Annotated in this window: 20 protein-coding genes; 6 read left to right on the forward strand and 14 right to left on the reverse strand. The window is 63.7% G+C overall.

Translation table 11 applies throughout. The features are described from left to right. Window positions 1-37: 37 nt before the first annotated feature. Window positions 38-1,006 (reverse strand): zinc-ribbon domain-containing protein, encoded by a 969-nt coding sequence (locus KUW17_RS12430; protein WP_222479491.1) that lies wholly within the window; start codon window positions 1,004-1,006, stop codon window positions 38-40. 206 nt (window positions 1,007-1,212) lie between these two features. Between KUW17_RS12430 and KUW17_RS12435 the strand changes: the two genes are divergently transcribed. From KUW17_RS12435 to KUW17_RS12450, 4 genes are all read left to right on the forward strand, one after another. Beyond that, window positions 1,213-1,890 (forward strand): cell division ATP-binding protein FtsE, encoded by a 678-nt coding sequence (locus KUW17_RS12435; protein WP_039181773.1) that lies wholly within the window; start codon window positions 1,213-1,215, stop codon window positions 1,888-1,890. Further along, on the forward strand, window positions 1,887-2,786 hold the full coding sequence (locus KUW17_RS12440) for a cell division protein FtsX (protein WP_222479493.1): 900 nt from the start codon (window positions 1,887-1,889) through the stop codon (window positions 2,784-2,786). The genes KUW17_RS12435 and KUW17_RS12440 overlap by 4 nt, the downstream gene beginning before the upstream one ends. Next, window positions 2,783-3,532 (forward strand): lysophospholipid acyltransferase family protein, encoded by a 750-nt coding sequence (locus tag KUW17_RS12445; protein WP_222479495.1) that lies wholly within the window; start codon window positions 2,783-2,785, stop codon window positions 3,530-3,532. The genes KUW17_RS12440 and KUW17_RS12445 overlap by 4 nt, the downstream gene beginning before the upstream one ends. 162 nt (window positions 3,533-3,694) lie before the next feature. Then, on the forward strand, window positions 3,695-4,702 hold the full coding sequence (locus tag KUW17_RS12450; protein ID WP_222479497.1) for a sterol desaturase family protein: 1,008 nt from the start codon (window positions 3,695-3,697) through the stop codon (window positions 4,700-4,702). Between the two features lie 51 nt (window positions 4,703-4,753). Here KUW17_RS12450 and KUW17_RS12455 read toward each other — a convergent pair whose 3' ends face one another. Continuing rightward, complete coding sequence (locus tag KUW17_RS12455; RefSeq protein WP_222479499.1) at window positions 4,754-5,062, reverse strand: EthD family reductase; 309 nt, start codon at window positions 5,060-5,062, stop codon at window positions 4,754-4,756. 249 nt (window positions 5,063-5,311) lie between these two features. Here KUW17_RS12455 and KUW17_RS12460 point away from each other — a divergent pair, with 249 nt between their 5' ends. Next, window positions 5,312-5,719 (forward strand): hypothetical protein, encoded by a 408-nt coding sequence (locus KUW17_RS12460; RefSeq protein WP_222479501.1) that lies wholly within the window; start codon window positions 5,312-5,314, stop codon window positions 5,717-5,719. A 59-nt stretch (window positions 5,720-5,778) separates the two neighbouring features. On the opposite strand, the gene lpdA is transcribed toward KUW17_RS12460, so the two are convergent. The 11 genes from lpdA to mdh form a co-directional block, all read right to left on the reverse strand. Continuing rightward, window positions 5,779-7,170, reverse strand: a complete 1,392-nt coding sequence (lpdA, locus tag KUW17_RS12465; RefSeq protein WP_222479503.1) for a dihydrolipoyl dehydrogenase — start codon at window positions 7,168-7,170, stop codon at window positions 5,779-5,781. Between the two features lie 70 nt (window positions 7,171-7,240). Next, on the reverse strand, window positions 7,241-7,510 hold the full coding sequence (locus tag KUW17_RS12470; protein ID WP_222479505.1) for a hypothetical protein: 270 nt from the start codon (window positions 7,508-7,510) through the stop codon (window positions 7,241-7,243). Window positions 7,511-7,674: 164 nt separating this feature from the next. Further along, on the reverse strand, window positions 7,675-8,067 hold the full coding sequence (locus KUW17_RS12475; protein WP_222479507.1) for an MAPEG family protein: 393 nt from the start codon (window positions 8,065-8,067) through the stop codon (window positions 7,675-7,677). Beyond that, window positions 8,064-8,561 carry a hypothetical protein gene (locus KUW17_RS12480; RefSeq protein WP_222479509.1) on the reverse strand — a complete coding sequence of 166 codons (498 nt, stop codon included), beginning with the start codon at window positions 8,559-8,561 and terminating at the stop codon, window positions 8,064-8,066. Before KUW17_RS12480 ends, KUW17_RS12475 begins: the two co-directional genes overlap by 4 nt. Window positions 8,562-8,619: 58 nt before the next feature. Next, window positions 8,620-10,125 (reverse strand): 2-oxoglutarate dehydrogenase complex dihydrolipoyllysine-residue succinyltransferase, encoded by a 1,506-nt coding sequence (odhB, locus tag KUW17_RS12485; RefSeq protein ID WP_222479510.1) that lies wholly within the window; start codon window positions 10,123-10,125, stop codon window positions 8,620-8,622. 12 nt (window positions 10,126-10,137) lie between these two features. Then, window positions 10,138-13,089, reverse strand: a complete 2,952-nt coding sequence (locus KUW17_RS12490; protein WP_222479512.1) for a 2-oxoglutarate dehydrogenase E1 component — start codon at window positions 13,087-13,089, stop codon at window positions 10,138-10,140. A gap of 9 nt (window positions 13,090-13,098) precedes the next feature. Further along, window positions 13,099-13,650: a hypothetical protein gene (locus KUW17_RS12495; RefSeq protein WP_222479514.1), complete on the reverse strand. Its 552-nt coding sequence runs from the start codon at window positions 13,648-13,650 to the stop codon at window positions 13,099-13,101. A gap of 318 nt (window positions 13,651-13,968) precedes the next feature. Next, a complete protein-coding gene (gene sucD / locus KUW17_RS12500; RefSeq protein WP_222479516.1) occupies window positions 13,969-14,853 on the reverse strand; it encodes a succinate--CoA ligase subunit alpha in 885 nt (294 codons plus the stop codon). A 13-nt stretch (window positions 14,854-14,866) separates the two neighbouring features. Further along, entirely contained in the window at window positions 14,867-15,694 is an 828-nt protein-coding gene (locus KUW17_RS12505) for a glycosyltransferase family 25 protein (RefSeq protein WP_222479518.1), read from the reverse strand. A 12-nt stretch (window positions 15,695-15,706) separates the two neighbouring features. Next, a complete protein-coding gene (gene sucC, locus KUW17_RS12510) occupies window positions 15,707-16,900 on the reverse strand; it encodes an ADP-forming succinate--CoA ligase subunit beta (protein ID WP_222479521.1) in 1,194 nt (397 codons plus the stop codon). A gap of 301 nt (window positions 16,901-17,201) precedes the next feature. Beyond that, window positions 17,202-18,164 carry a malate dehydrogenase gene (mdh, locus tag KUW17_RS12515; RefSeq protein ID WP_222479523.1) on the reverse strand — a complete coding sequence of 321 codons (963 nt, stop codon included), beginning with the start codon at window positions 18,162-18,164 and terminating at the stop codon, window positions 17,202-17,204. A 159-nt stretch (window positions 18,165-18,323) separates the two neighbouring features. On the opposite strand from mdh, the gene KUW17_RS12520 reads away from it, so the two are divergent. Then, window positions 18,324-19,079 (forward strand): sulfite exporter TauE/SafE family protein, encoded by a 756-nt coding sequence (locus KUW17_RS12520; RefSeq protein ID WP_222479525.1) that lies wholly within the window; start codon window positions 18,324-18,326, stop codon window positions 19,077-19,079. 99 nt (window positions 19,080-19,178) lie between these two features. On the opposite strand, the gene KUW17_RS12525 is transcribed toward KUW17_RS12520, so the two are convergent. Continuing rightward, window positions 19,179-19,493, reverse strand: coding sequence for a hypothetical protein (locus KUW17_RS12525; RefSeq protein ID WP_222479527.1), 315 nt, complete (start codon window positions 19,491-19,493; stop codon window positions 19,179-19,181). Window positions 19,494-19,597 lie beyond the last annotated feature (104 nt).

The following is a 19,597-nucleotide window of genomic DNA, read 5'->3' on the forward strand; positions in this document are numbered from 1 at the left end:
TGCGGGGCGCGGGAGGCTGAGCGCGGAAAAGCGGGTGTTACTGCACGCTGATCAGTGATTTCACCTGCCCGTCCAGCCACAGCCGCGCCTGATCGACCCAGACAACATAGCTCTGAAGGGCGGGATCCGCCGACGGCAGTTTCTCCGCGATCAGCGGCGCGTTGTCATAGACCAGGACCAGCACCAGGGCCGCGATCAGCGACAGGGTGAACCCGCGGGCGAAGTTGCTCTTGCGCGGCGCTGTCGACGCATAGGTGGGCGCTTGCGGGGCGGGGGCCGCAGCGGTGCCGGAGCGCAGGGTGGAATTGATCTCTTCGATGTCCGGCAGCAGTTCCTTGCGCGAGCCGCTTTCGGCAGCGGCGATCTGGCGCGGATCCTCGCCCCGGATGCGGGCCATCCGGTCGCGGGCCTGGCGGCTGCGCTCTGCGGCATCTTCCTCGGCCGCGGCGGTGTCCAGCCCCAGATCGGGCTGGGTTTCCAGGTTCTGGCGTTCCGCAGCCCGCAGCGAGGCTTCCCGCTCGGCCTCTTCGCGCAGGATGTCGGTCATGGCCGGATCCAGCGACCGCGGCCGTTGCGCCGCCGCGGCGGGACCCGCGCCGCCGTCCTCGGCAGCAGTAGCGGGCTGCCCGGCCTCTTCCTCAACTGAGCTGTCCATTGCCGCGCCGGCGTTTTCCGGCTCTTCCTGCGGCGCAGCCTCTGCCTCTTGCAAAACCTCCTCCGGCGCGCTGTCTTCCGGCTCCGGCTCCGGCTCCGGCTCCGGCTCCGGCGAAATGGCTTGTGGTTCCGGCGTGATGTCCTCGGGTTCCCGTTCGGGCTCTGCTTCAGCCGGCTGCGGGGAGGCGTCTTCGGGGCCGGTGCCGGCAGGCGCATCTTCCGCCGCCGAGCCTGCGGCCTGCTGGAACCAGGTCTGGCCGCAGTTAGAGCATTGCACATCCCGCCCTTCGGCAGGGATCACATCCTCAGGCACTTCGTACTGGGCTGCACAGTTCGGGCAGGTCAGGCGCATCATGCTCTCCTCGGCACCATCCCGCCGCCCTGGCGGCGGCAGGTTGTTTTTTAAGGGACTATAGGCATCCGCAGCGGCTGGTGAAAGTGCCATTTGCGGCGGCATCCGGGCACCGGGTTTCCCGGCAACAGAGCCCCCATTGAAACTGCCGGCCCCTTGGGGCAAAACAGCCGGGCGCAAATAACGGGCGCGTTCAGGGGGCAGCAGTGATCGAGCTGGAAAATGTGGGCTACAATTACGGCGGCGGCGAGCTGCTGAATGCGGTGTCGGTGCAGCTGGCACCGGGCTCCTTCCATTTCCTGACCGGCCCCTCCGGGGCAGGCAAGACCACGCTTCTGAAACTGTGCTACGGCGCGCTGATGCCGACCGCGGGCCGGGTGCGCGCCTTCAACATGGATGTGCACGGGCTGGACCGCGACCAGATGGCCTATCTGCGCCGCCGGGTCGGCGTGGTGCACCAGGACTGCCGGTTCCTGGACCACCTGCCGGTGATCGAGAATATCGCGCTGCCGCTGCTGGTGTCCGGCCGGGAGCTGAGCCATGAGGAGGCCAACCTTCAGGAACTGCTGAACTGGGTCGGCCTCAGCGAGCGCGCCCATGCGCTGCCGCCGGAACTGTCGGGCGGCGAGCGCCAGCGGGCTGCCCTGGCACGCTCGGTGATCCTGTCGCCGGATGTGATCATTGCCGATGAGCCGACCGGCAACGTCGACTGGGAAATGTCGCAGCGGCTGCTGCAGCTGCTGGTGGAGCTGAACCGGATGGGCAAGACCATCCTGGTCGCCACTCATGACCTGTCGCTGATCCGGGCCGCCAAGAACCAGGTGCAGGCGCGGGTGCTGCGGATTTCCAACCGGCAGCTGCAACTGGCGGGGGCCGACCTATGAGCGAGGGCAGGCTGCGCAAGCTGATCCTGGGCGATACCCAGGCCGACCGTGTGGTGCCGCCGAGCGGCTTTACCGCCCAGCTGACCCTGTTTGTCTCCGGCGCCATGGCCTTCCTCACGGTTTTTGCGCTGGCGCTGTCGATGGCGTCGGGGCGGCTGGCGGATCAATGGGCGTCTGAGCTGGCGCGGGCCGCCACCCTGCGCATCAACGCCCCGGCAGAGCAGCGTGCCGCCCAGACCGAGGCGGTGCTGGAGATCCTGCGCCAGACGCCCGGCGTCGCCACTGCGCGGGCGCTGACGGGCGAGGAGCAGGCAGCGCTGCTGGCGCCCTGGTTCGGCGCCAGCGTTCCGGTGGGCGATCTGCCGCTGCCGCAGCTGATTGAGGTGACCGGCGACGACGCCGGCTATGACGCCCAAGGTTTGCGGCTGCGGCTGCAGGCCGAGGTTCCGGGCGCGGTGCTGGATGACCACACCCGCTGGCGGGCGCCGCTGGTGGATGCCGCACGGGCGCTGCGCCGCCTGGCCTGGGTGTCGATCCTGCTGATCGGCGGCGCAACTGCGGCAATGATCACCCTGGCCGCCAACGCGGCGCTGGCGGCCAACGCCCAGGTGATCGAGGTGCTGCGGCTGGTCGGCGCGCTGGACAGCTATATCGCCCAGGCCTTCATCCGCCGCTTCACCTTGCGGGCGCTGACCGGCGCTGCCGCGGGCATGCTGCTGGGCATGATCGGCGTCTGGCTGATGCCTGAAGCTTCCGATGAGGGCGGCTTCCTCACCGGTCTCGGCTTTCAGGGCTGGGGCTGGCTGGTGCCGCTTTTGATACCGCCGCTGGGCGCGCTGGTGGCCTTTGCCGCCACCACCCGTGCGGCCACCAAACGTCTGGGGGAACTGTCGTGAAAAATCCCGTCCAATGGCTGCGCTCCTTTGTGTTCATCGTGCAGATGTACCTGGCGATGCTGGTTCTGGGGATCGTGTTCGCGCCCTGGGCAATGGCCTCCCCCAAAGGCGCGCGCGTGGCCTGCAAGAGCTTTGCCCGCTGGGCGCTGTGGACCGCCCGCTGGATGGTCGGCATCCGCACCGAGGTGCGCGGGCTGGTGCCCTCAGGCGAGGTGATCATCGCGGCCAAGCACCAAAGCTTTCTGGACATCATCATCATCTTCAACGCGGTGCCCTCGGCCCGGTTCATCATGAAGCGCGAGCTGATGTGGACCCCGGTGATCGGCGTCTATGCCAAGCGGCTGGGCTGCGTGCCGGTCGACCGCGGCAAGCGCGGTGCGGCGATCGCCAAGATGGTCAAGGATGTCGCCAAGGAGACCAAGGAGCCGGGCCAGCTGATCATCTATTCGCAGGGCACCCGCGTGGCCCCCGGCGCCCGGAAGCCGTACAAGATCGGCACCGCGGTGCTTTACGAGGGGCTGAAGCAGCCTTGCATCCCCGCCGCCACCAATGTCGGCGTGTTCTGGCCGCGCACCGGCATCTACCGCAAGCCGGGGCTGGCGGTGGTGGAGTTTCTGGAGCCGATGCAGCCGGGGATCGCCCGCGGCGACTTCATGGAGCAGCTGGAAGCGCGTGTCGAAAACCGCTCCGACGATCTGATGCGCGAAGCCGGGTTCGACCCGGAGCAGGCAGCGGTTCAGGCCTAACCTGCCGCCAAGGCGGCGGGCCGGGGCAAACCAGCTGTCGAATTGCCGGGGTGACGCCTTGCCAGAAACAGGTTAGCGTCATGGCAAAGGCGCAGCGGGCTGCAGCTTTGCGGCAGCGCGGCCGGCCGTGGACAACAAGAGCCAACAACGGGCAGTGAACGAATGAGCGATTTTCTGGCTTCCTATCTGGCCTATGCCAGAGATGTCGTCCTTTATTTTCTCGACCCCGGGCAGCGTGTTTTTTACCTGTATATCGCGACCTCCGTTCTGGCGGCATACGGGGTTTACCTGTTCCAGCGCAGGCAGAGCCGTTCTGCCGGACGGGGCTCTTTCCTGGCTTTCCTGTTTCCCAAGTCTGTATGGTCGCACCCCTCCGCCTGGCTCGACGTGCGCTATTTCTTCTTTCACAAACTGCTGGCCCATTTCCTGCTGCTGGGCCTTTTTGCCGGTTCCGCAGCCACGGTGTTCCGGTGGATCACCGGCCATGCGATCACCTCTCTGCCCGCCACCGCTGAGGGCGCCGCAGGGTGGGGGATTGTGATCGGCTACATGCTGGTCAGCACAATTGTCCTCGATCTGATCGGCTATACCGTGCACTACCTGCAGCACAAGGTGCCGATCCTGTGGGAATTCCACAAGGTGCACCACAGCGCCGAGGTGATGCATCCGCTGTCCAACTACCGCGAGCACCCGGTGGACAATTTCTTCTACCTGCTTCTGATCGGCGCGGGCTACGGGGCAGTAGCGGGCGGTGTCTACCAGTATGCCGCAGTGGTGCCGAGCGTTCCCAGCATTCTGGGCGTGCCCGTGCTGATGTTTGCCTTCAACATCCTGGCCTATAACCTGCGCCATTCCCACGTCTGGCTGCGCTGGCCCGGCGTCTGGTCCAAGGTGTTTCCGTCGCCCGCCCATCATCACGTGCACCACAGCTGCCACCCGGATCATTTCGACAAGAACTTTGCCTTCATGTTCCCGGTCTGGGACGTGATTTTCGGCACCTATGAGATGCCGGAGGACAACCGCGATGTGAAATTCGGAGTCGCGGGCATGAAACCGATGGAGATGGACACCTGCTGGAAGCTCTATTCCATCCCCTTCGTCAAGGCTGCGCGCCGTTTGAAACGGAACGGCAAGGCGGCCGGGGCCAGCAGCCGGACAGATGCCGGATGATCGCGGTACGGACCGCCGCGGCGCAGGGACTGTCCGGCGTCGCCTGGGAGATCAGCGGATCACTTCGCCGATCAGGATCTGCGGCTGAACATCGGTGAAATTCGGAATGTCGTCCAGCGCAGGCCCAGCCGCCTGCATCGCCGCGTCCATCGCGGCCTGATCGGCAAAGACGAATGTGGCAATGGCAAAGAACGGCGCCGGGACATGCGGTCCGCCCGCCAGCCCCTTGGTCACCACAGCCGATTGGATGTGCGGCCCCATGTGCTGGTCCACGATCTGCATGTGGGTGTCTGCGTAGTAGGCGTGGTCGAAGGTCTTGCCTTCGGCAGCCGGGTAGATGACTTGCAATGAAATGGCCATGGTGTGTCTCCTGGGGGTTGAAAAGCTGCAGCTGCTTGTAGGTTGGTTTTCCGCTGCTCCAAAGGAAAAAATGGGTTTTCAGCGAATAGTCTCGGATGCAAGAAGTTACTTAAGAACAGCTCTTAGTGGTTGAAAAACTCTACTTTCTCCTTTTGGGCGTTTTTGATAACTGGATTTTGACCGTTCGGATTAATTACGTGAAGGGGCGGTGCAAGACCGCTGGAAAATATCAATTAATGGAACAATATGATGCTGAAAAAGATTGGCGCTGCTGCGTGCGTCTCTGCGATGCTTGCCTCAGGCTGTGCCCAAAAAAGTGAAAATGTAGCAGGTGCATATGTTTCGCCTCTCGCCTATCAAGGGCTGAGTTGCCACCAGATCGAATCCGAAGCTCGGCGTGTTTCCTCGCGGGCAGCATCCGTTTCAGGTATCCAGGATAAGAATGCCTCGAATGACGCCGTCGCAACAGGCGTGGCGCTTGTACTCTTCTGGCCAGCTGCATTCTTTATCAAGGGAAACAAAGAAAATGCAGCGGAACTCGCCCGTCTGAAAGGCGAGCTCGAAGCACTTGAGCAGATTTCGATACAGAAAAATTGTGGAATTGTGTTCCAAGCACCTGTAGCGGAAAAGCCGAAGGCGACGGAAGAAGAAGCCTGAACTGCGGTTCTCTACCGGTGAACAATTAGAGGCGGTGCAATTGCACCGCCTCATCTTTCTTAGCTGTGGATTGGCCCGTCGCCGCAGGCCAGCGCGGCCTCGCGCACTGCCTCGGAATAGGTCGGATGCGCATGGCAGGTGAGCGCCACATCCTCGGCCGAGGCGCCGAATTCCATTGCCACGCACAGCTCGTGGATCATGTCGCCCGCCGCCGGGCCGATGATCGCGGCGCCCAGGATGCGGTCGGTGTCCTTGTCGGCGATGATCTTGACGAAGCCGCCCTCGGCCTGGTTCACCGCCTTGGCGCGGGCGTTGCCCATGAACATGAACTTGCCAACTTTGATTTTGCGGCCCTCGGCCTTCAGCGCGTCCTCGGTGGCGCCGACGGTGGCAACCTCTGGCGTGGTGTAGACGACGCCGGGGATCACGCCATAGTTCACATGGCCGTGCTTGCCGGCGATCTCCTCGGCCACCGCCATGCCCTCATCCTCGGCCTTATGCGCCAGCATCGGGCCTTCGATCACGTCGCCGATGGCATAGATGCCGGGGATATTGGTGCGCCAGTGGTTGTCGGTGGCGATCTGGCCGCGCTCGGTCATCTTGATCCCCAGCGCATCGAGCCCCAGCCCCTCCGAGTAGGGCTTGCGTCCGGTCGCAACCAGCACCACGTCGGCGTCCAGCACCACCTCGTCGCCGCCTTTCTTGGGCTGATACTTGACCTTGGCCTTGGTCTTGGAGGTTTCCACCCCCTGCACCGCAGCGCCCAGGATGATGTTGAGGCCCTGCTTTTCCAGGATCCGCTTGAAGGAGCGCTGCACGTCCTTGTCCATGCCGGGGCAGACCGCGTCCATGTATTCCACCACGGTCACCTCGGAGCCGAGGCGGGCATAGACCGAGCCCAGTTCCAGACCGATCACGCCGGCGCCGATCACCGCCAGTTTCTTCGGGATCTTCGGCAGCTCCAGCGCGCCGGTGGAGGAGACCACGATCTTCTCGTCGATCTCGACGCCCGGAATGGAGGCGGGCACCGAGCCGGAGGCGATCACGATGCTCTTGGCCTCGTGCACCTCGTCGCCGACCTGCACCTTGCCGGCCGCCGGAATGGACGCCCAGCCCTTGATCCAGTCGATCTTGTTCTTCTTGAACAGGAATTCGATGCCGCCGGTGTTCTGGCCGATCACCTCGTCCTTGTAGGCCTTCATCTGGTCCCAGTCGACCGAGGGGCTTTTGCCCTTGAGGCCCATATGGGCAAAGTTGTGCTCTGCCTCATGCAGCAGGTGGGTCGAGTGCAGCAGCGCCTTGGAGGGGATGCAGCCGACGTTCAGGCAGGTGCCGCCGAGGGTCTCGCGGCCCTCGACAACAGCTGTTTTCAGTCCCAGCTGGGCGCAGCGGATGGCGCAGACATAGCCGCCGGGGCCGGCGCCGATTACGATGACGTCATATTGGGACATGGGTCTGTCTTCCTCTGTTCTCCCTGGTTCCGTTTTCCGGAACACGCGTTAAGGGATAGTGGTCTTAGGATCAGACGGGGGTCAACATCTTGATCGAGATATTGATGACCCCGTCGCGTTCAAGGTGCATGGCCAGTTCCTCCGATCCGAAGAAGGCGCGGGCCTTTTCCAGATCGGTGATCGCGAACAGCGCCACGGCGTGGTTTTTCTGGTCCGGATCGCTCCAGACGTTCAAATCGGTGATGCCCGCGGCCTGCCGGTTGCGCTTGTCCTGCCGGAACACGGTGAGCCAGGCATCGAAATCGGCCACATCGGCCTGCCAGAGAACATGGGTTGCCATTGGTTATACTCCTTTTCCGTATTGAAGGCAGGATGCCCTGGCAAGGGTAAGGAGCGCTTTGATTCCACTCAAGAAAGGCAGGTGTTGCAGCAGTTTCCGAAGAAAAGGGGCGCTGCCCCCGGCTTGGGCGGAGCCATTTTGAGTATTTTCGGAAAGATGAAAGCTCATGCGAGGAGCACCCCCGCGAGCATTGCGGCAAGGCCGCTGGTGGCGATGAGCCAGATGGCGGTGCGCAGGTAGGGCACGCCGCTGAGGTAGGCGGGCAGGTAGAGGGCGCGGCCCCCGAGATAGGTGTAAAGGCCGCCGGTGATCAGCGCACTTTGCAGACCACCCAGTTCGGCCACCAGCGCCAGGCTGATGAAGACCGGGGCGGTTTCCAGGAAATTGGTGAAGGCGCGCCGCGCCCGGCCCGCCAGCGCGCTGCGGCTGACGGAACTGTCGCGCGGACCTGCGGTCCAGGCGTTGCCAACGGAGAGTTTCAGCAGGAAGCTGTCGCAGCTCACGTGGATCAGGGCGAGGATCGAGAGGCAGACAAGGCCCCAGAGCGGGAGGGTCATGTCCTCTTTTTCCGCGCCAAAGACTTCAGTTCCTTTTTAAATGCTGCAGGCAAAAACGGAGTCAAAATGCCGTTAATATTGCCATAAAGAAGAAGCGCAAAGTACGGTGCTGCAAGCAGACTTGACACAGTTGGAAGCAAGACTGAGTCGGATAAGCCTGCGTTATATGCATAGTCTAGCCCTGCACAGGTCAGGGGAACCAAGATCGCAATTTCAACTAAAAGCCGGGCTTCGCCAAAAATGGACCCTAGAAAATGGTGGGCTTTGTAAGCGGCCACCATTAGGTCGGATTTGTAGCAGAAAATCGACGCACAGGTGCAGAGCGCGTACACGGTAAACCACTTTGGACCGTTAGGCTGTGTTTCTAAGAGGCCGACCGACAAAATATTGGACAGCGAATAGATCAACCCAAAGGCATACAATGGGAATTTTGTCAGTTGGAGAAACCAAGCTTTTCGGATCTCCTTCTGGCTGACTGCTGGAAAATTTCTCAAAACTTATCTCCGCAAAAACGGCCGCCCAGTATACAACCGAGCGGCCCCTTGCTTTAGCTTACAAATCCATCAGCAAGCGGCGCGGATCCTCGAGGGCTTCCTTGACGCGGACCAGGAAGGTCACGGCGCCTTTGCCGTCGACGATGCGGTGGTCGTAGGACAGGGCCAGATACATCATCGGGCGGATCTTGATCTCGCCGTTCACCACCATCGGGCGGTCCTGGATCTTGTGCATGCCCAGGATGCCGGACTGCGGCGGGTTCAGGATCGGCGAGGACATCAGCGAGCCGTAGACGCCGCCGTTGGAGATGGTGAAGGTGCCGCCCTGCATCTCGGCCATGCTGAGCTTGCCGTCGCGGGCGCGCTTGCCCTTCTCGGAAATCGCCTTTTCGATCTCGGCAAAGGACATCCGGTCGGCGTCGCGGATCACCGGCACCACCAGGCCCTGCGGGGTGCCCGCGGCAACGCCCATGTGCACGAAGTTCTTGTAGACGATGTCGGTGCCGTCGATCTCGGCGTTGACTTCCGGCACCTCCTTCAGCGCGTGGCAGCAGGCCTTGGTGAAGAACGACATGAAGCCGAGGCGGACGCCGTGCTTCTTCTCGAACTGGTCCTTGTACTGGTTGCGCAGCGCCATCACCTCGGTCATGTCCACCTCGTTGTAGGTGGTCAGGATGGCGGCGGTGTTCTGGGCGTCTTTCAGGCGCTTGGCAATGGTCTGGCGCAGGCGGGTCATCTTGACCCGCTCCTCGCGGGCGGCGTCATCGGCGGTTACCGGGCCGCGTACCTGGGCGGGCGCCGGGGCTGCGGCAGGCGCGGATTTGGCGGCGGCGAGGGCCGCGGCAACGTCTTCCTTCATGATGCGGCCGTCGCGGCCGGTGCCGGTGACCTGCGAGCCGTCGATGCCGGCCTCCGCCATCGCCTTCTCAGCAGAGGGCGCGTTGGCGACATCCTTGGCCGGAGCGGAAGCCGCCGGGGCTGCTGCGGCGGCCGGGGCGGGGGCTGCGCCCGCTGCGCCGCCCGCGATCACGCCCAGCTGCGCGGCGGCCTGCACGGTGTCGCCTTCGGCGGCCAGGATTTCGGTCAGCACACCCGCTGCGGGCGCGGGCACTTCGACGGAAACCTTGTCGGTTTCCAGTTCGCACAGCATTTCGTCCTGCGCGACGGTGTCGCCCACTTTCTTGAACCAGGACGAAACGGTTGCCTCGGACACCGACTCGCCAAGCGAGGGGACCATGACCGGCACCGGTGCGCCGGCATCGCCGGAGGGCGCAGCAGCAGGAGCCGGTGCAGCCGCAGCAGCGGCCGGGGCGGTGGCGGCGCCATTGGCCTCGGACAGGGTTGCAAGCAGCGCGTCGACGCCGACGGTCTCGCCTTCTGCGGCGACAATCTCGCCCAGGGTGCCGGCGGCGGGCGAGGGGACCTCGACCGTCACCTTGTCGGTTTCCAGCTCGCAGAGCATTTCATCGGCGCTGACGGCGTCGCCGGGTTTCTTGAACCAGGTGGCCACGGTGGCCTCGGTCACGGATTCGCCCAGAGTGGGTACGCGGACTTCGGTTGTCATGTCTCTTTATCCTCAGATGCTCAGCGCTTCGTTCACGAGGGCTGCTTGTTGGGCTTTGTGTTCGCTGGCCAGGCCGGTTGCCGGCGAGGCCGAGGTGGCGCGGCCCGCATAGACCGGCCGGGTGTGCTTGGCGCCGATGCGGCTCAGCACCCATTCGATGTTGGGCTCGATGAAGGTCCAGGCGCCCTGGTTCTTGGGCTCTTCCTGGCACCAGACCATCTCGGCCTGCTTGAAGCGCTCAAGCTCCTTCACCATGGAGATGGCCGGGAACGGGTAGAACTGCTCGATCCGCATCAGGTAGACGTCATCGATGCCGCGGGCGTCGCGCTCTTCCAGCAGGTCGTAGTACACCTTGCCCGAGCACATGACGACGCGCTTGATCTTGTCGTCCGCCACCAGCCGGGTGACGGAGTTGCCCTTCTGCGCGTCATCCCACAGAACCCGGTGGAAGCTGGAGCCGGTGGTGAAGTCCTCGGCGTTGCTGATCGCCAGCTTGTGGCGCAGCAGCGATTTCGGGGTCACCAGGATCAGCGGCTTGCGGAAGGTGCGGTGCAGCTGGCGGCGCAGGATGTGGAAGTAGTTCGCGGGCGTGGTGCAGTTGGCGACGATCCAGTTGTCCTGGCCGCACATCTGCAGGAAGCGCTCCAAGCGGGCGGAGGAGTGCTCCGGCCCCTGGCCCTCAAAGCCGTGCGGCAGCAGGCAGACCAGGCCCGACATCCTGAGCCATTTGCTTTCGCCCGAGGAGATGAACTGGTCGAACATGATCTGGGCGCCGTTGGCGAAATCGCCGAACTGGGCTTCCCACAAGGTCAGCGCGTTGGGTTCGGCCAGCGAATAGCCGTACTCAAAGCCCAGCACCGCGTATTCCGACAGGGCCGAGTCGATCACCTCGTACTGGGACTGGCCCGCGCGGATGTTGTTGAGCGGGTAGTAGCGCTCCTCGGTCTCCTGGTTGACGATGCCGGAATGGCGCTGCGAGAAGGTGCCGCGGGTGGCGTCCTGGCCTGCCAGGCGCACCGGGTAGCCTTCCAGCATCAGCGAGCCGAAGGCCAGCGCCTCGCCGGTGGCCCAGTCAAAGCCTTCGCCGCTCTCGAACATCTTGCCGCGGGCGTCCAGGAAGCGGCCCACCGTCCGGTGCAGCGGGAAGCCGTCCGGCACCCGGCTGAGGGCGGTGCCGATTTCGGCCATGGTTTCCGGCGCAATGGCGGTGCTGCCGCGCTGGTAGTCGGCGTCTTTCTTGTTCAGGTGCGACCAGCGCCCGTCCAGCCAGTCGGCCTTGTTCGGCTTGTAGTCCTTGCCGGTCTCGAACTCCTCGTTGAGATGAGCCTGGAACGCGGCCTTCATGTCCTCGATCTCGCCCTCCGGGATCAGCCCGTCCTTGACCAGCCGGTCGGTGTAGAGGGTGAGCGTGGTCTTGTGGCCCTTGATCTTCTTGTACATCAAGGGGTTGGTGAACATCGGCTCGTCGCCTTCGTTGTGACCGAAGCGGCGGTAGCAGAAGATGTCGATGACCACGTCCTTGTGGAACTTCTGGCGGAACTCGGTGGCGACCTTGGCGGCGTGCACCACTGCCTCCGGGTCGTCGCCGTTCACATGGAAGATCGGCGCCTCAACCACCAGCGCGTTGTCCGTGGGGTAGGGCGAGGAGCGCGAGAAATGCGGCGCGGTGGTAAAGCCGATCTGGTTGTTCACCACAAGGTGCATGGTGCCGCCGGTCTTGTGGCCGCGCAGGCCGGAGAGCGCAAAGCATTCCGCCACCACGCCCTGGCCGGCAAAGGCCGCGTCGCCGTGCAGCAGCACCGGCAGCACCTGGCTGCGGTCGCTGTCGCCCAGCTGGTCCTGCTTGGCGCGGACCTTGCCCAGAACCACCGGGTTCACCGCCTCCAGGTGGGACGGGTTGGCGGTCAGGCTGAGGTGCACGGTGTTGCCGTCGAACTCGCGGTCGGAGGAGGCGCCGAGGTGGTATTTCACGTCGCCGGAGCCGTCCACGTCTTCGGGTTTGAAGCTGCCGCCCTGGAATTCGTTGAAGATCGCCCGGTAGGGCTTCTGCATGACGTTGGCGAGGATGTTGAGGCGGCCGCGGTGCGGCATGCCGATCACGATGTCCTTCACCCCCAGCGCGCCGCCGCGCTTGATGATCTGCTCCATTGCCGGGATCAGGCTTTCGCCGCCGTCGAGGCCGAACCGCTTGGTGCCGGTGTATTTGACGTGCAGGAATTTCTCGAAGCCCTCGGCCTCGACCATCTTGTTGAGGATCGCTTTGCGGCCCTCTCGGGTGAAGGTGATTTCCTTGTTGTAGCCCTCGATCCGCTCCTTCAGCCAGGCGGATTGCTCAGGGTCGGAAATGTGCATGTACTGCAGCGCGAAGGTGCCGCAGTAGGTGCGTTTCACGATGTCGACGATCTGGCGCATGGTCGCAACCTGCAGGCCCAGCACGTTGTCGATGAAGATCGGCCGGTCCATGTCGGCATCGGTGAAGCCGTAGCTCTTGGGATCCAGCTCCGGATGCGGCGTGGCGGCGCGCATGCCCAGCGGATCGAGGTCGGCGGCCAGATGGCCGCGGATCCGGTAGGCGCGGATCAGCATCAGGGCGCGGATCGAGTCCAGCACTGCGCGCTGCACCTGGTCGTCGGTGACCTCGACGCCCTTGGCGGCGGCCTTGCCGCGGATTTTCTTGGCGGCGCCTTTGGCCTCGGCCGGGGCCGGCCATTCGCCGGTCAGCGCGCCGGTCAGATCGTCGTCCAGCGCCGGCGGCCAGTCCTTGCGCGCCCAGGAGGGGCCTGTGGCCTCAGCCTTCACGTCCAGTTCGGCGTCGCCCATCTGGCGGAAGAACTCCGCCCAGGCGGCATCCACCGCGTTCGGGTCATTGGCGTACTGGGCATAGAGCTGCTCCAGATACTCCGCATTGTGCCCCTGCATGAAGGAAGAGGCGTGGAAGAGGTCGTTGGGGCTTTGTTCGGTCATTTTAGTGCCTCACTTTGAGGAAGGGCGGATTACCCAAAGGATGTAGGACGCGTGTGGTTCCCGCTCGAAACGGTCACCGAATTCATCAGCATTCAAATAATAAATTGTGAAGTTGGAACGTCCGGCTCCAATTTGCGGTTCGGTTAGCGGAGGGTTTTGAATTACGCCAAGTTTGGCAAGAAAACCTAAGCCTCCTGAGAACGGGCGATAGGGTGGGTCGCCAAAGAAAAGTGCGTCGATAGCCGAAACCGGCCCGTATTGCTTTTCATCTTCATCACCTTGGAAATCACGAATAGCAGCAACTAATTCAGATGCGCCATCGTGTTTGCCGCCATATAGTCGGCATCTCAGTTCTTCACTTCCACTGATGCCATCGTTGATGAGCAACAGGGCATTGCTTGAACCGTCCCACCATAAGGCGTCAAAAATACCGCGCTCTGTCGTGCTAAGAAATGCCTCCACTGTCGGGGCCATGTCTGGAATAGTTGCAGTTGCTGTATCAATGCCTGAGAAGTTTGCTTGTTTTGAAACGAAGGTGTGAATGAGATCACCATCAGCCATTAAATTTGGCATCGCTGTTGGCACGGGCCTGGCAACATTTTCCCATCCGCGATCAACGAACAATTGGACGATAGCTTTGCGGTTTCCTACTTGGTGTGAGCAGAGGTCAACAACATCCTTAACGGGGTTTGTTAGCTCTTGAGCAGCACTGGTTTGCGAAGCTCCAAAGGTGGTGCTGAGTAGAACTGCAATTGCGAGCGCACCCGCCCGGCGCAGAGCGCCGGGCAGCGCCCGTCCCGCCCCCCACGGGGCGGGCGCTTCGCACCCTCCCCGCCGGGACGGGCGCTGGACACTGCCGTGACGCGCTGCGGGAGACATTTACTTGCCGATCGCTTTCAGCACCGCTTCGCCCAGCCCGGCCGGGCTTTCGGCGACCACGATGCCCGCGGATTTCATCGCTTCGATCTTGTCCTCGGCGCCGCCTTTGCCGCCGGCGACAATCGCGCCCGCGTGGCCCATGCGGCGGCCCGGAGGGGCGGTGCGGCCGGCAATGAAGCCTGCAACCGGCTTCTTGCGGCCCTTCTTGGCCTCATCGGCCAGGAACTGGGCCGCTTCTTCCTCGGCAGAGCCGCCGATTTCGCCGATCATGATGATGCTTTCGGTCTCGTCGTCGGCCAGGAACCATTCCAGCACGTCGATATGCTCGGTGCCCTTGATCGGGTCGCCGCCGATGCCGACGCAGGTCGACTGGCCGAGCCCGACGTCGGTGGTCTGCTTCACCGCCTCATAGGTCAGGGTGCCGGAGCGGGACACAACGCCGACGGAGCCGCGGCGGTGGATGTGGCCGGGCATGATGCCGATCTTGCAGGCGTCCGGGGTGATCACGCCGGGGCAGTTGGGGCCGATCAGGATCGACTTGGAGTTCTCCAGCGCCCGCTTCACCTTCATCATGTCGAGAACCGGGATGCCCTCGGTGATTGCCACGATCACTTCCATCTCGGCGTCGATGGCCTCGAGGATCGAGTCCGCGGCAAACGGCGGCGGCACGTAGATCACCGAGGCATTGGCCTCGGTCACCGCCTTAGCCTCATGCACGGAGTTGAAGACCGGCAGGTTCAGGTGGGTCTGGCCGCCCTTGCCGGGGGTCACGCCGCCGACCATCTTGGTGCCGTAGGCGATGGCCTGTTCGGAGTGGAAAGTGCCCTGCGAGCCGGTAAAGCCCTGACAGATAACCTTGGTGTTTTCGTCGATGAGGACTGCCATGTTGTCGGTTCCTTCAAGCGGTATGTGTGTGTTGGGTCTGCGGGGTGGCCAGGGATCGGCCGTCGAAGCGGATTTTTTCGAGGGTGGCCCGCCCCAGGACCACATTGGGAAGTATTCGGAAACCGCCGCGGAACTCGAAAATCCCGCGCCGGAGTTTCTGGCGGATCAGCGGCCAGCCCTTGGGCCGGTGGCGCTTGGGGCCGATGCCTCTTTCGCCGCGCACATCATTGCCCTGTTCGGCCAGCGCCGGCTGAACCTGATAAATCTTGATGCCGCGCGCAGGCTTGGAGGCATCGAAGTTGAACAGCAGGTTGTCCAGCGTGATGTCGAACGGGCGGCTGTCGAGAAAGTGCTGCGCAGCCTGGCGCGAGATCACGTAAGCCGCGCCGCCCGAGTGGCGGGACATCAGCTGGCGCACCTCGCGGCCGAGATGGGTGAAGCCGCCCTTGCCAAGCGCCACCTGCAGCCTTTTGGCCCGCCAGCGTTCGAACTTGACGATGCCGGCGTCGGCAGGCCACCAGGACAGATCGTTTAGCCAGGCGCCGGTGTCGGGCGACAGGAAAACGTCGTCCTCCAGGATCAGCGCCACATCGGCGTCAGAGGCCAGCAGCGCTTCCCAGGCCTTGGCATGGCTGAGGGTGCAGGCCATGTCCTTGGTCTGGAAATAGCCCCAGTTGCCCTCGTCCCGGCACTGCTCGAGCATCTCCTCGCGGCTGACGGCGGTGCTGTCCACCGCGTCGATCCGCGTGGCCGTGAGCCCGGCCTGATCCAGCTCCCGCTGCATCAGCTCCGCCCGGCCCACTGCCTGCTGCAAGCCTATGAGGTAGACAGCCGCTTTCACCGGATCAGGTCCTTAGCCCTTGACCGCCTTCACGATCTTCTCGGCGCCGTCCTTCAGGTTGTCGGCGGCGATGACGTCGAGGCCGGAGGTGTTGATGATCTCCTTGCCCTTCTCGACGTTGGTGCCCTCAAGCCGGACCACCAGCGGCACCTTCAGGCCGACTTCCTTCACCGCGGCAACCACGCCTTCTGCGATCACGTCGCAGCGCATGATGCCGCCGAAGATGTTGACCAGGATGCCTTTGACGTTGGGGTCGGAGGTGATGATCTTGAACGCCTCGGTCACCTTCTCCTTGGTGGCGCCGCCGCCCACATCGAGGAAGTTGGCGGGCTCGGCGCCGTAGAGCTTGATGATGTCCATGGTGGCCATCGCCAGGCCCGCGCCGTTCACCATGCAGCCGATCTCGCCGTCGAGCGCGATGTAGTTCAGGTCGTACTTGGAGGCTTCCAGCTCTTTCGGGTCTTCCTCGGTGGTGTCGCGCAGCTCTGCCACGTCGGCGTGGCGGTAGACCGCGTTGCCGTCGAAACCGACCTTGGCGTCCAGCACCTTGAGGTTGCCGTCGTCGCCGATGATCAGCGGGTTGATCTCCAGCATCTCCATGTCCTTCTCGACGAAGGCTTTGTACAGCTGGCCCATCAGCTTGACGCACTGCTTGACCTGCTGGCCTTCGAGGCCCAGCGAGAAGGCGATGCGGCGGCCGTGGTAGGCCTGGTAGCCGGTGGCCGGATCGACGGAGAAGGACAGGATCTTCTCAGGGGTGGCGGCGGCCACTTCCTCGATATCCATGCCGCCCTCGGTGGAGCAGACAAAGGAGATGCGCGAGGTCTGGCGGTCGACCAGCAGCGCCAGGTACAGTTCGGTCTGGATGCCGGAGCCCGCCTCGATGTAGATGCGGTTCACCTGCTTGCCCGCCGGGCCGGTCTGATGAGTGACCAGGGTGCGGCCCAGCATCTTCTTGGCTTCCTCGGCCGCTTCCTCCACCGATTTGGTCAGGCGCACGCCGCCCTTTTCGCCGGCGTCAGCCTCCTTGAAGGAGCCCTTGCCACGGCCGCCCGCGTGGATCTGCGCTTTGACCACCCACAGCGGGCCGTCGAGTTCACCGGCGGCGGTTTTGGCTTCTTCGGCCCGAAGCACCACGCGTCCGTCGGACACCGGAGCACCGTAGCTGCGAAGGAGGGCTTTGGCCTGATATTCGTGGATGTTCATTTGAAACTGTCCCGTCTGGCTGCAATTGTCGTTGTTCAATAGGCCGTCTTAAAGCCAAGTGTTAAAGGTTTTTTTGACGGGCAGCGCAGAAATGCCGAAGATTTCCAGACTTTGTGATCACAGGTTTTGGGGGTGTGATCACAAACCGGCGGAAGCCTGGTGCGGGTGATTCGAACCGGCGGCCAAAGGCTGGCTCCGCCGCATCATGCATCAAAACCGTCAGCGCCGGACAGCGGGGCGCCGCGGCAAAAGAAAAGGGCCCGCACGGCGCGGGCCCTTGGTCTGTTCCGGGAGGCGGGCCTTAGGCCAGCGAGGCGTCGATGCCCTTGCAGGCCTCGACCAGGCCCTTCACAGCGTTGACCGAGTTGTCGAACATCAACTGCTCTTCCTCGTTCAGCTGGATGTTCACCACCTTCTCGATGCCGCCGGCGCCGATCACGGTAGGCACGCCCACATACATGTCCTTGACGCCCAGCTCGCCGTCGCAATAGGCGGCGCAGGGCAGCACGCGCTTCTGGTCTTTCAGATAGGCTTCGGCCATTTCGATGGCGGAGGTGGCCGGCGCATAGAAGGCGGAGCCGGTTTTCAGCAGGCCGACGATCTCGGCGCCGCCGTCACGGGTGCGCTGCAGGATCGCGTCCAGGCGCTCCTGGGTGGTCCAGCCCATCTGGACCAGGTCGGGCAGCGGGATGCCTGCAACGGTGGAGTAGCGCACCGACGGCACCATGGTGTCGCCGTGGCCGCCCAGCACGAATGCGGTGACGTCGCGCATGGAAACGCCGAATTCCTCGGCCAGGAAGTGGCGGAAGCGGGCCGAGTCCAGCACGCCGGCCATGCCGCAAACCTTGTTGTGGGGCAGGCCGGAGAATTCGCGCAGCGCCCAGACCATCGCGTCCAGCGGGTTGGTGATGCAGATGACGAAGGCGTTCGGCGCGTGGTCGCGGATGCCTTCACCGACGGATTTCATCACCTTGAGGTTGATGCCCAGCAGGTCGTCGCGGCTCATGCCCGGCTTGCGCGGCACGCCGGCGGTGACGATGCAGACGTCGGCGCCTGCGATGTCCTCATAGGACTGGGTGCCCTTCAGCGAGGCGTCGAAGCCCTCGGAAGGACCGGATTCTGCGATGTCCAGCGCCTTGCCTTCGGGGATGCCTTCGGCGATGTCGAACAGAACGACGTCGCCCAGTTCCTTGAGAGCTGCGAGATGCGCGAGGGTGCCGCCGATCTGACCTGCGCCGATGAGGGCGATTTTGGGTCGTGCCATTGGAAAATGTCTCCGGTCCGGTTGAAATTTCCTGATGCCTACGGCCTATCCGCCGCCCGTGCAAGGGTTCTGCGCTGCGGCATTCGGCTCTGTATGCTTGTGTATACCATGCTGATACCGCTAAACCGTCTGTAATCTGGGGGTTTCGGAGAGCGTGCCATGGCGGGATTTGAGGCGATGTTTTTCGTTTTTGCCATCCCGGCGGTCGTTTTTGCGGGCGTTTCCAAGGGCGGTTTCGGGTCCGGCGCGGCCTTTGCCTCGGCTTCGATTCTGGCGCTGGTGCTGGAGCCGGGCACCGCGCTGGCGCTGATGCTGCCCTTGCTGATGCTGATCGATGTTGCAACGCTGAAACCCTACTGGGGGCGCTGGAACCTGCGGGCGTCCTTGCTGCTGATCGGCGGCGGATTGCCCGGCGTGGCGCTGGGAGCCTGGCTTTATGCGGCGGTGGATGCGGATGCGATGCGGGTGCTGATCGGGGCGGTGTCGGTCGGCTTTGTGCTGTGGCAGCTGCGGGCGCGGCTGGGGCTGCGGCTGGCAGCAGATGCGCCGCTTTCCACGGGCGCGGGGGCGCTGGCCGGTCTGGCGGTGGGGTTCACCAGTTTTGTCAGCCATGCGGGCGGGCCGCCGGCCGCGGTCTACCTCCTCAGCCTGAAGTTGCGGAAGACCGAATACCAGGCCAGCACGGTGCTGATCTTCTGGGCCATCAACATCGCCAAGGCGGTGCCTTATGCCGGGCTGGGGATGTTCACACGTGAAACCCTGCTGCTGGATCTGCTGCTGGCCCCATTTGCCCTGCTGGGGGCCTGGCTGGGGGTGAAGCTGCACCATTCCATCCCGGAGCGCTGGTTCTTTGCGCTCACATATGTGCTGCTGCTGGTGACCGGCAGCAAGCTGATCTGGGACGGGCTGACCTGACCTGTATATCCAGGCGCCGCCCGCCGTGGCGTCCCCGGCCGCAGCGAATGCAGCCGGGATACCTGCCTCAATAACTGCTCGAATAACTGCTCGGGCTGCTCAGGCGTCGCTGTCGGTGTTTGGCAGTGCTTCTGCGAGCACTTCATAGGACTGGCCGGAGGCCACCAGGCAGGTCATGCCGTTGGGGGTGGTGACGGTGATGGTCCAGCTGCCGGTGTCGGCAGAGGCGAAGGTTTCCATCACCATGCCCTGCTGGCCCATGCCGATGCTCTGGCGGCTTTCGCCGTATTTCTCCGCCAGCCGTTTCACCACAATGTCGCGCGGGGCGCAGTTGCGGCTTTGCGCGGCGGCGGGAGCGGCGGCCATGGCAAATGCGGCCAGGGCCAGCGGGAGTGCAAGAAGTGTCTTTTTCATCTCGTTTTACCCTTTCCGGAACGGCCGGGCAGGGCGGGGAGCTGGAGGGCAGCCCCCGGTATCCCTGAGCGGGCCGGTGTGTGACGCGGTGCGGAATGCAGGCC

The sequence above is a fragment of the Leisingera aquaemixtae genome, from assembly GCF_019801145.1.
Classification (GTDB): Bacteria; Pseudomonadota; Alphaproteobacteria; order Rhodobacterales; family Rhodobacteraceae; genus Leisingera; species Leisingera aquaemixtae_A.

What these genes read in the sequence shown, in the direction of transcription:
- KUW17_RS12430 (WP_222479491.1), bottom strand. Translation starts at nt 1,006, where the DNA reads ATGCGCCTGACCTGCCCGAACTGTGCAGCCCAGTACGAAGTGCCTGAG.
- KUW17_RS12440 (WP_222479493.1), top strand. Translation starts at nt 1,887, where the DNA reads ATGAGCGAGGGCAGGCTGCGCAAGCTGATCCTGGGCGATACCCAGGCC.
- KUW17_RS12450 (WP_222479497.1), top strand. Translation starts at nt 3,695, where the DNA reads ATGAGCGATTTTCTGGCTTCCTATCTGGCCTATGCCAGAGATGTCGTC.
- KUW17_RS12455 (WP_222479499.1), bottom strand. Translation starts at nt 5,062, where the DNA reads ATGGCCATTTCATTGCAAGTCATCTACCCGGCTGCCGAAGGCAAGACC.
- KUW17_RS12460 (WP_222479501.1), top strand. Translation starts at nt 5,312, where the DNA reads ATGCTGAAAAAGATTGGCGCTGCTGCGTGCGTCTCTGCGATGCTTGCC.
- lpdA (WP_222479503.1), bottom strand. Translation starts at nt 7,170, where the DNA reads ATGTCCCAATATGACGTCATCGTAATCGGCGCCGGCCCCGGCGGCTAT.
- KUW17_RS12470 (WP_222479505.1), bottom strand. Translation starts at nt 7,510, where the DNA reads ATGGCAACCCATGTTCTCTGGCAGGCCGATGTGGCCGATTTCGATGCC.
- KUW17_RS12475 (WP_222479507.1), bottom strand. Translation starts at nt 8,067, where the DNA reads ATGACCCTCCCGCTCTGGGGCCTTGTCTGCCTCTCGATCCTCGCCCTG.
- odhB (WP_222479510.1), bottom strand. Translation starts at nt 10,125, where the DNA reads ATGACAACCGAAGTCCGCGTACCCACTCTGGGCGAATCCGTGACCGAG.
- KUW17_RS12490 (WP_222479512.1), bottom strand. Translation starts at nt 13,089, where the DNA reads ATGACCGAACAAAGCCCCAACGACCTCTTCCACGCCTCTTCCTTCATG.
- KUW17_RS12495 (WP_222479514.1), bottom strand. Translation starts at nt 13,650, where the DNA reads ATGGCTGATGGTGATCTCATTCACACCTTCGTTTCAAAACAAGCAAAC.
- sucD (WP_222479516.1), bottom strand. Translation starts at nt 14,853, where the DNA reads ATGGCAGTCCTCATCGACGAAAACACCAAGGTTATCTGTCAGGGCTTT.
- sucC (WP_222479521.1), bottom strand. Translation starts at nt 16,900, where the DNA reads ATGAACATCCACGAATATCAGGCCAAAGCCCTCCTTCGCAGCTACGGT.
- mdh (WP_222479523.1), bottom strand. Translation starts at nt 18,164, where the DNA reads ATGGCACGACCCAAAATCGCCCTCATCGGCGCAGGTCAGATCGGCGGC.
- KUW17_RS12520 (WP_222479525.1), top strand. Translation starts at nt 18,324, where the DNA reads ATGGCGGGATTTGAGGCGATGTTTTTCGTTTTTGCCATCCCGGCGGTC.
- KUW17_RS12525 (WP_222479527.1), bottom strand. Translation starts at nt 19,493, where the DNA reads ATGAAAAAGACACTTCTTGCACTCCCGCTGGCCCTGGCCGCATTTGCC.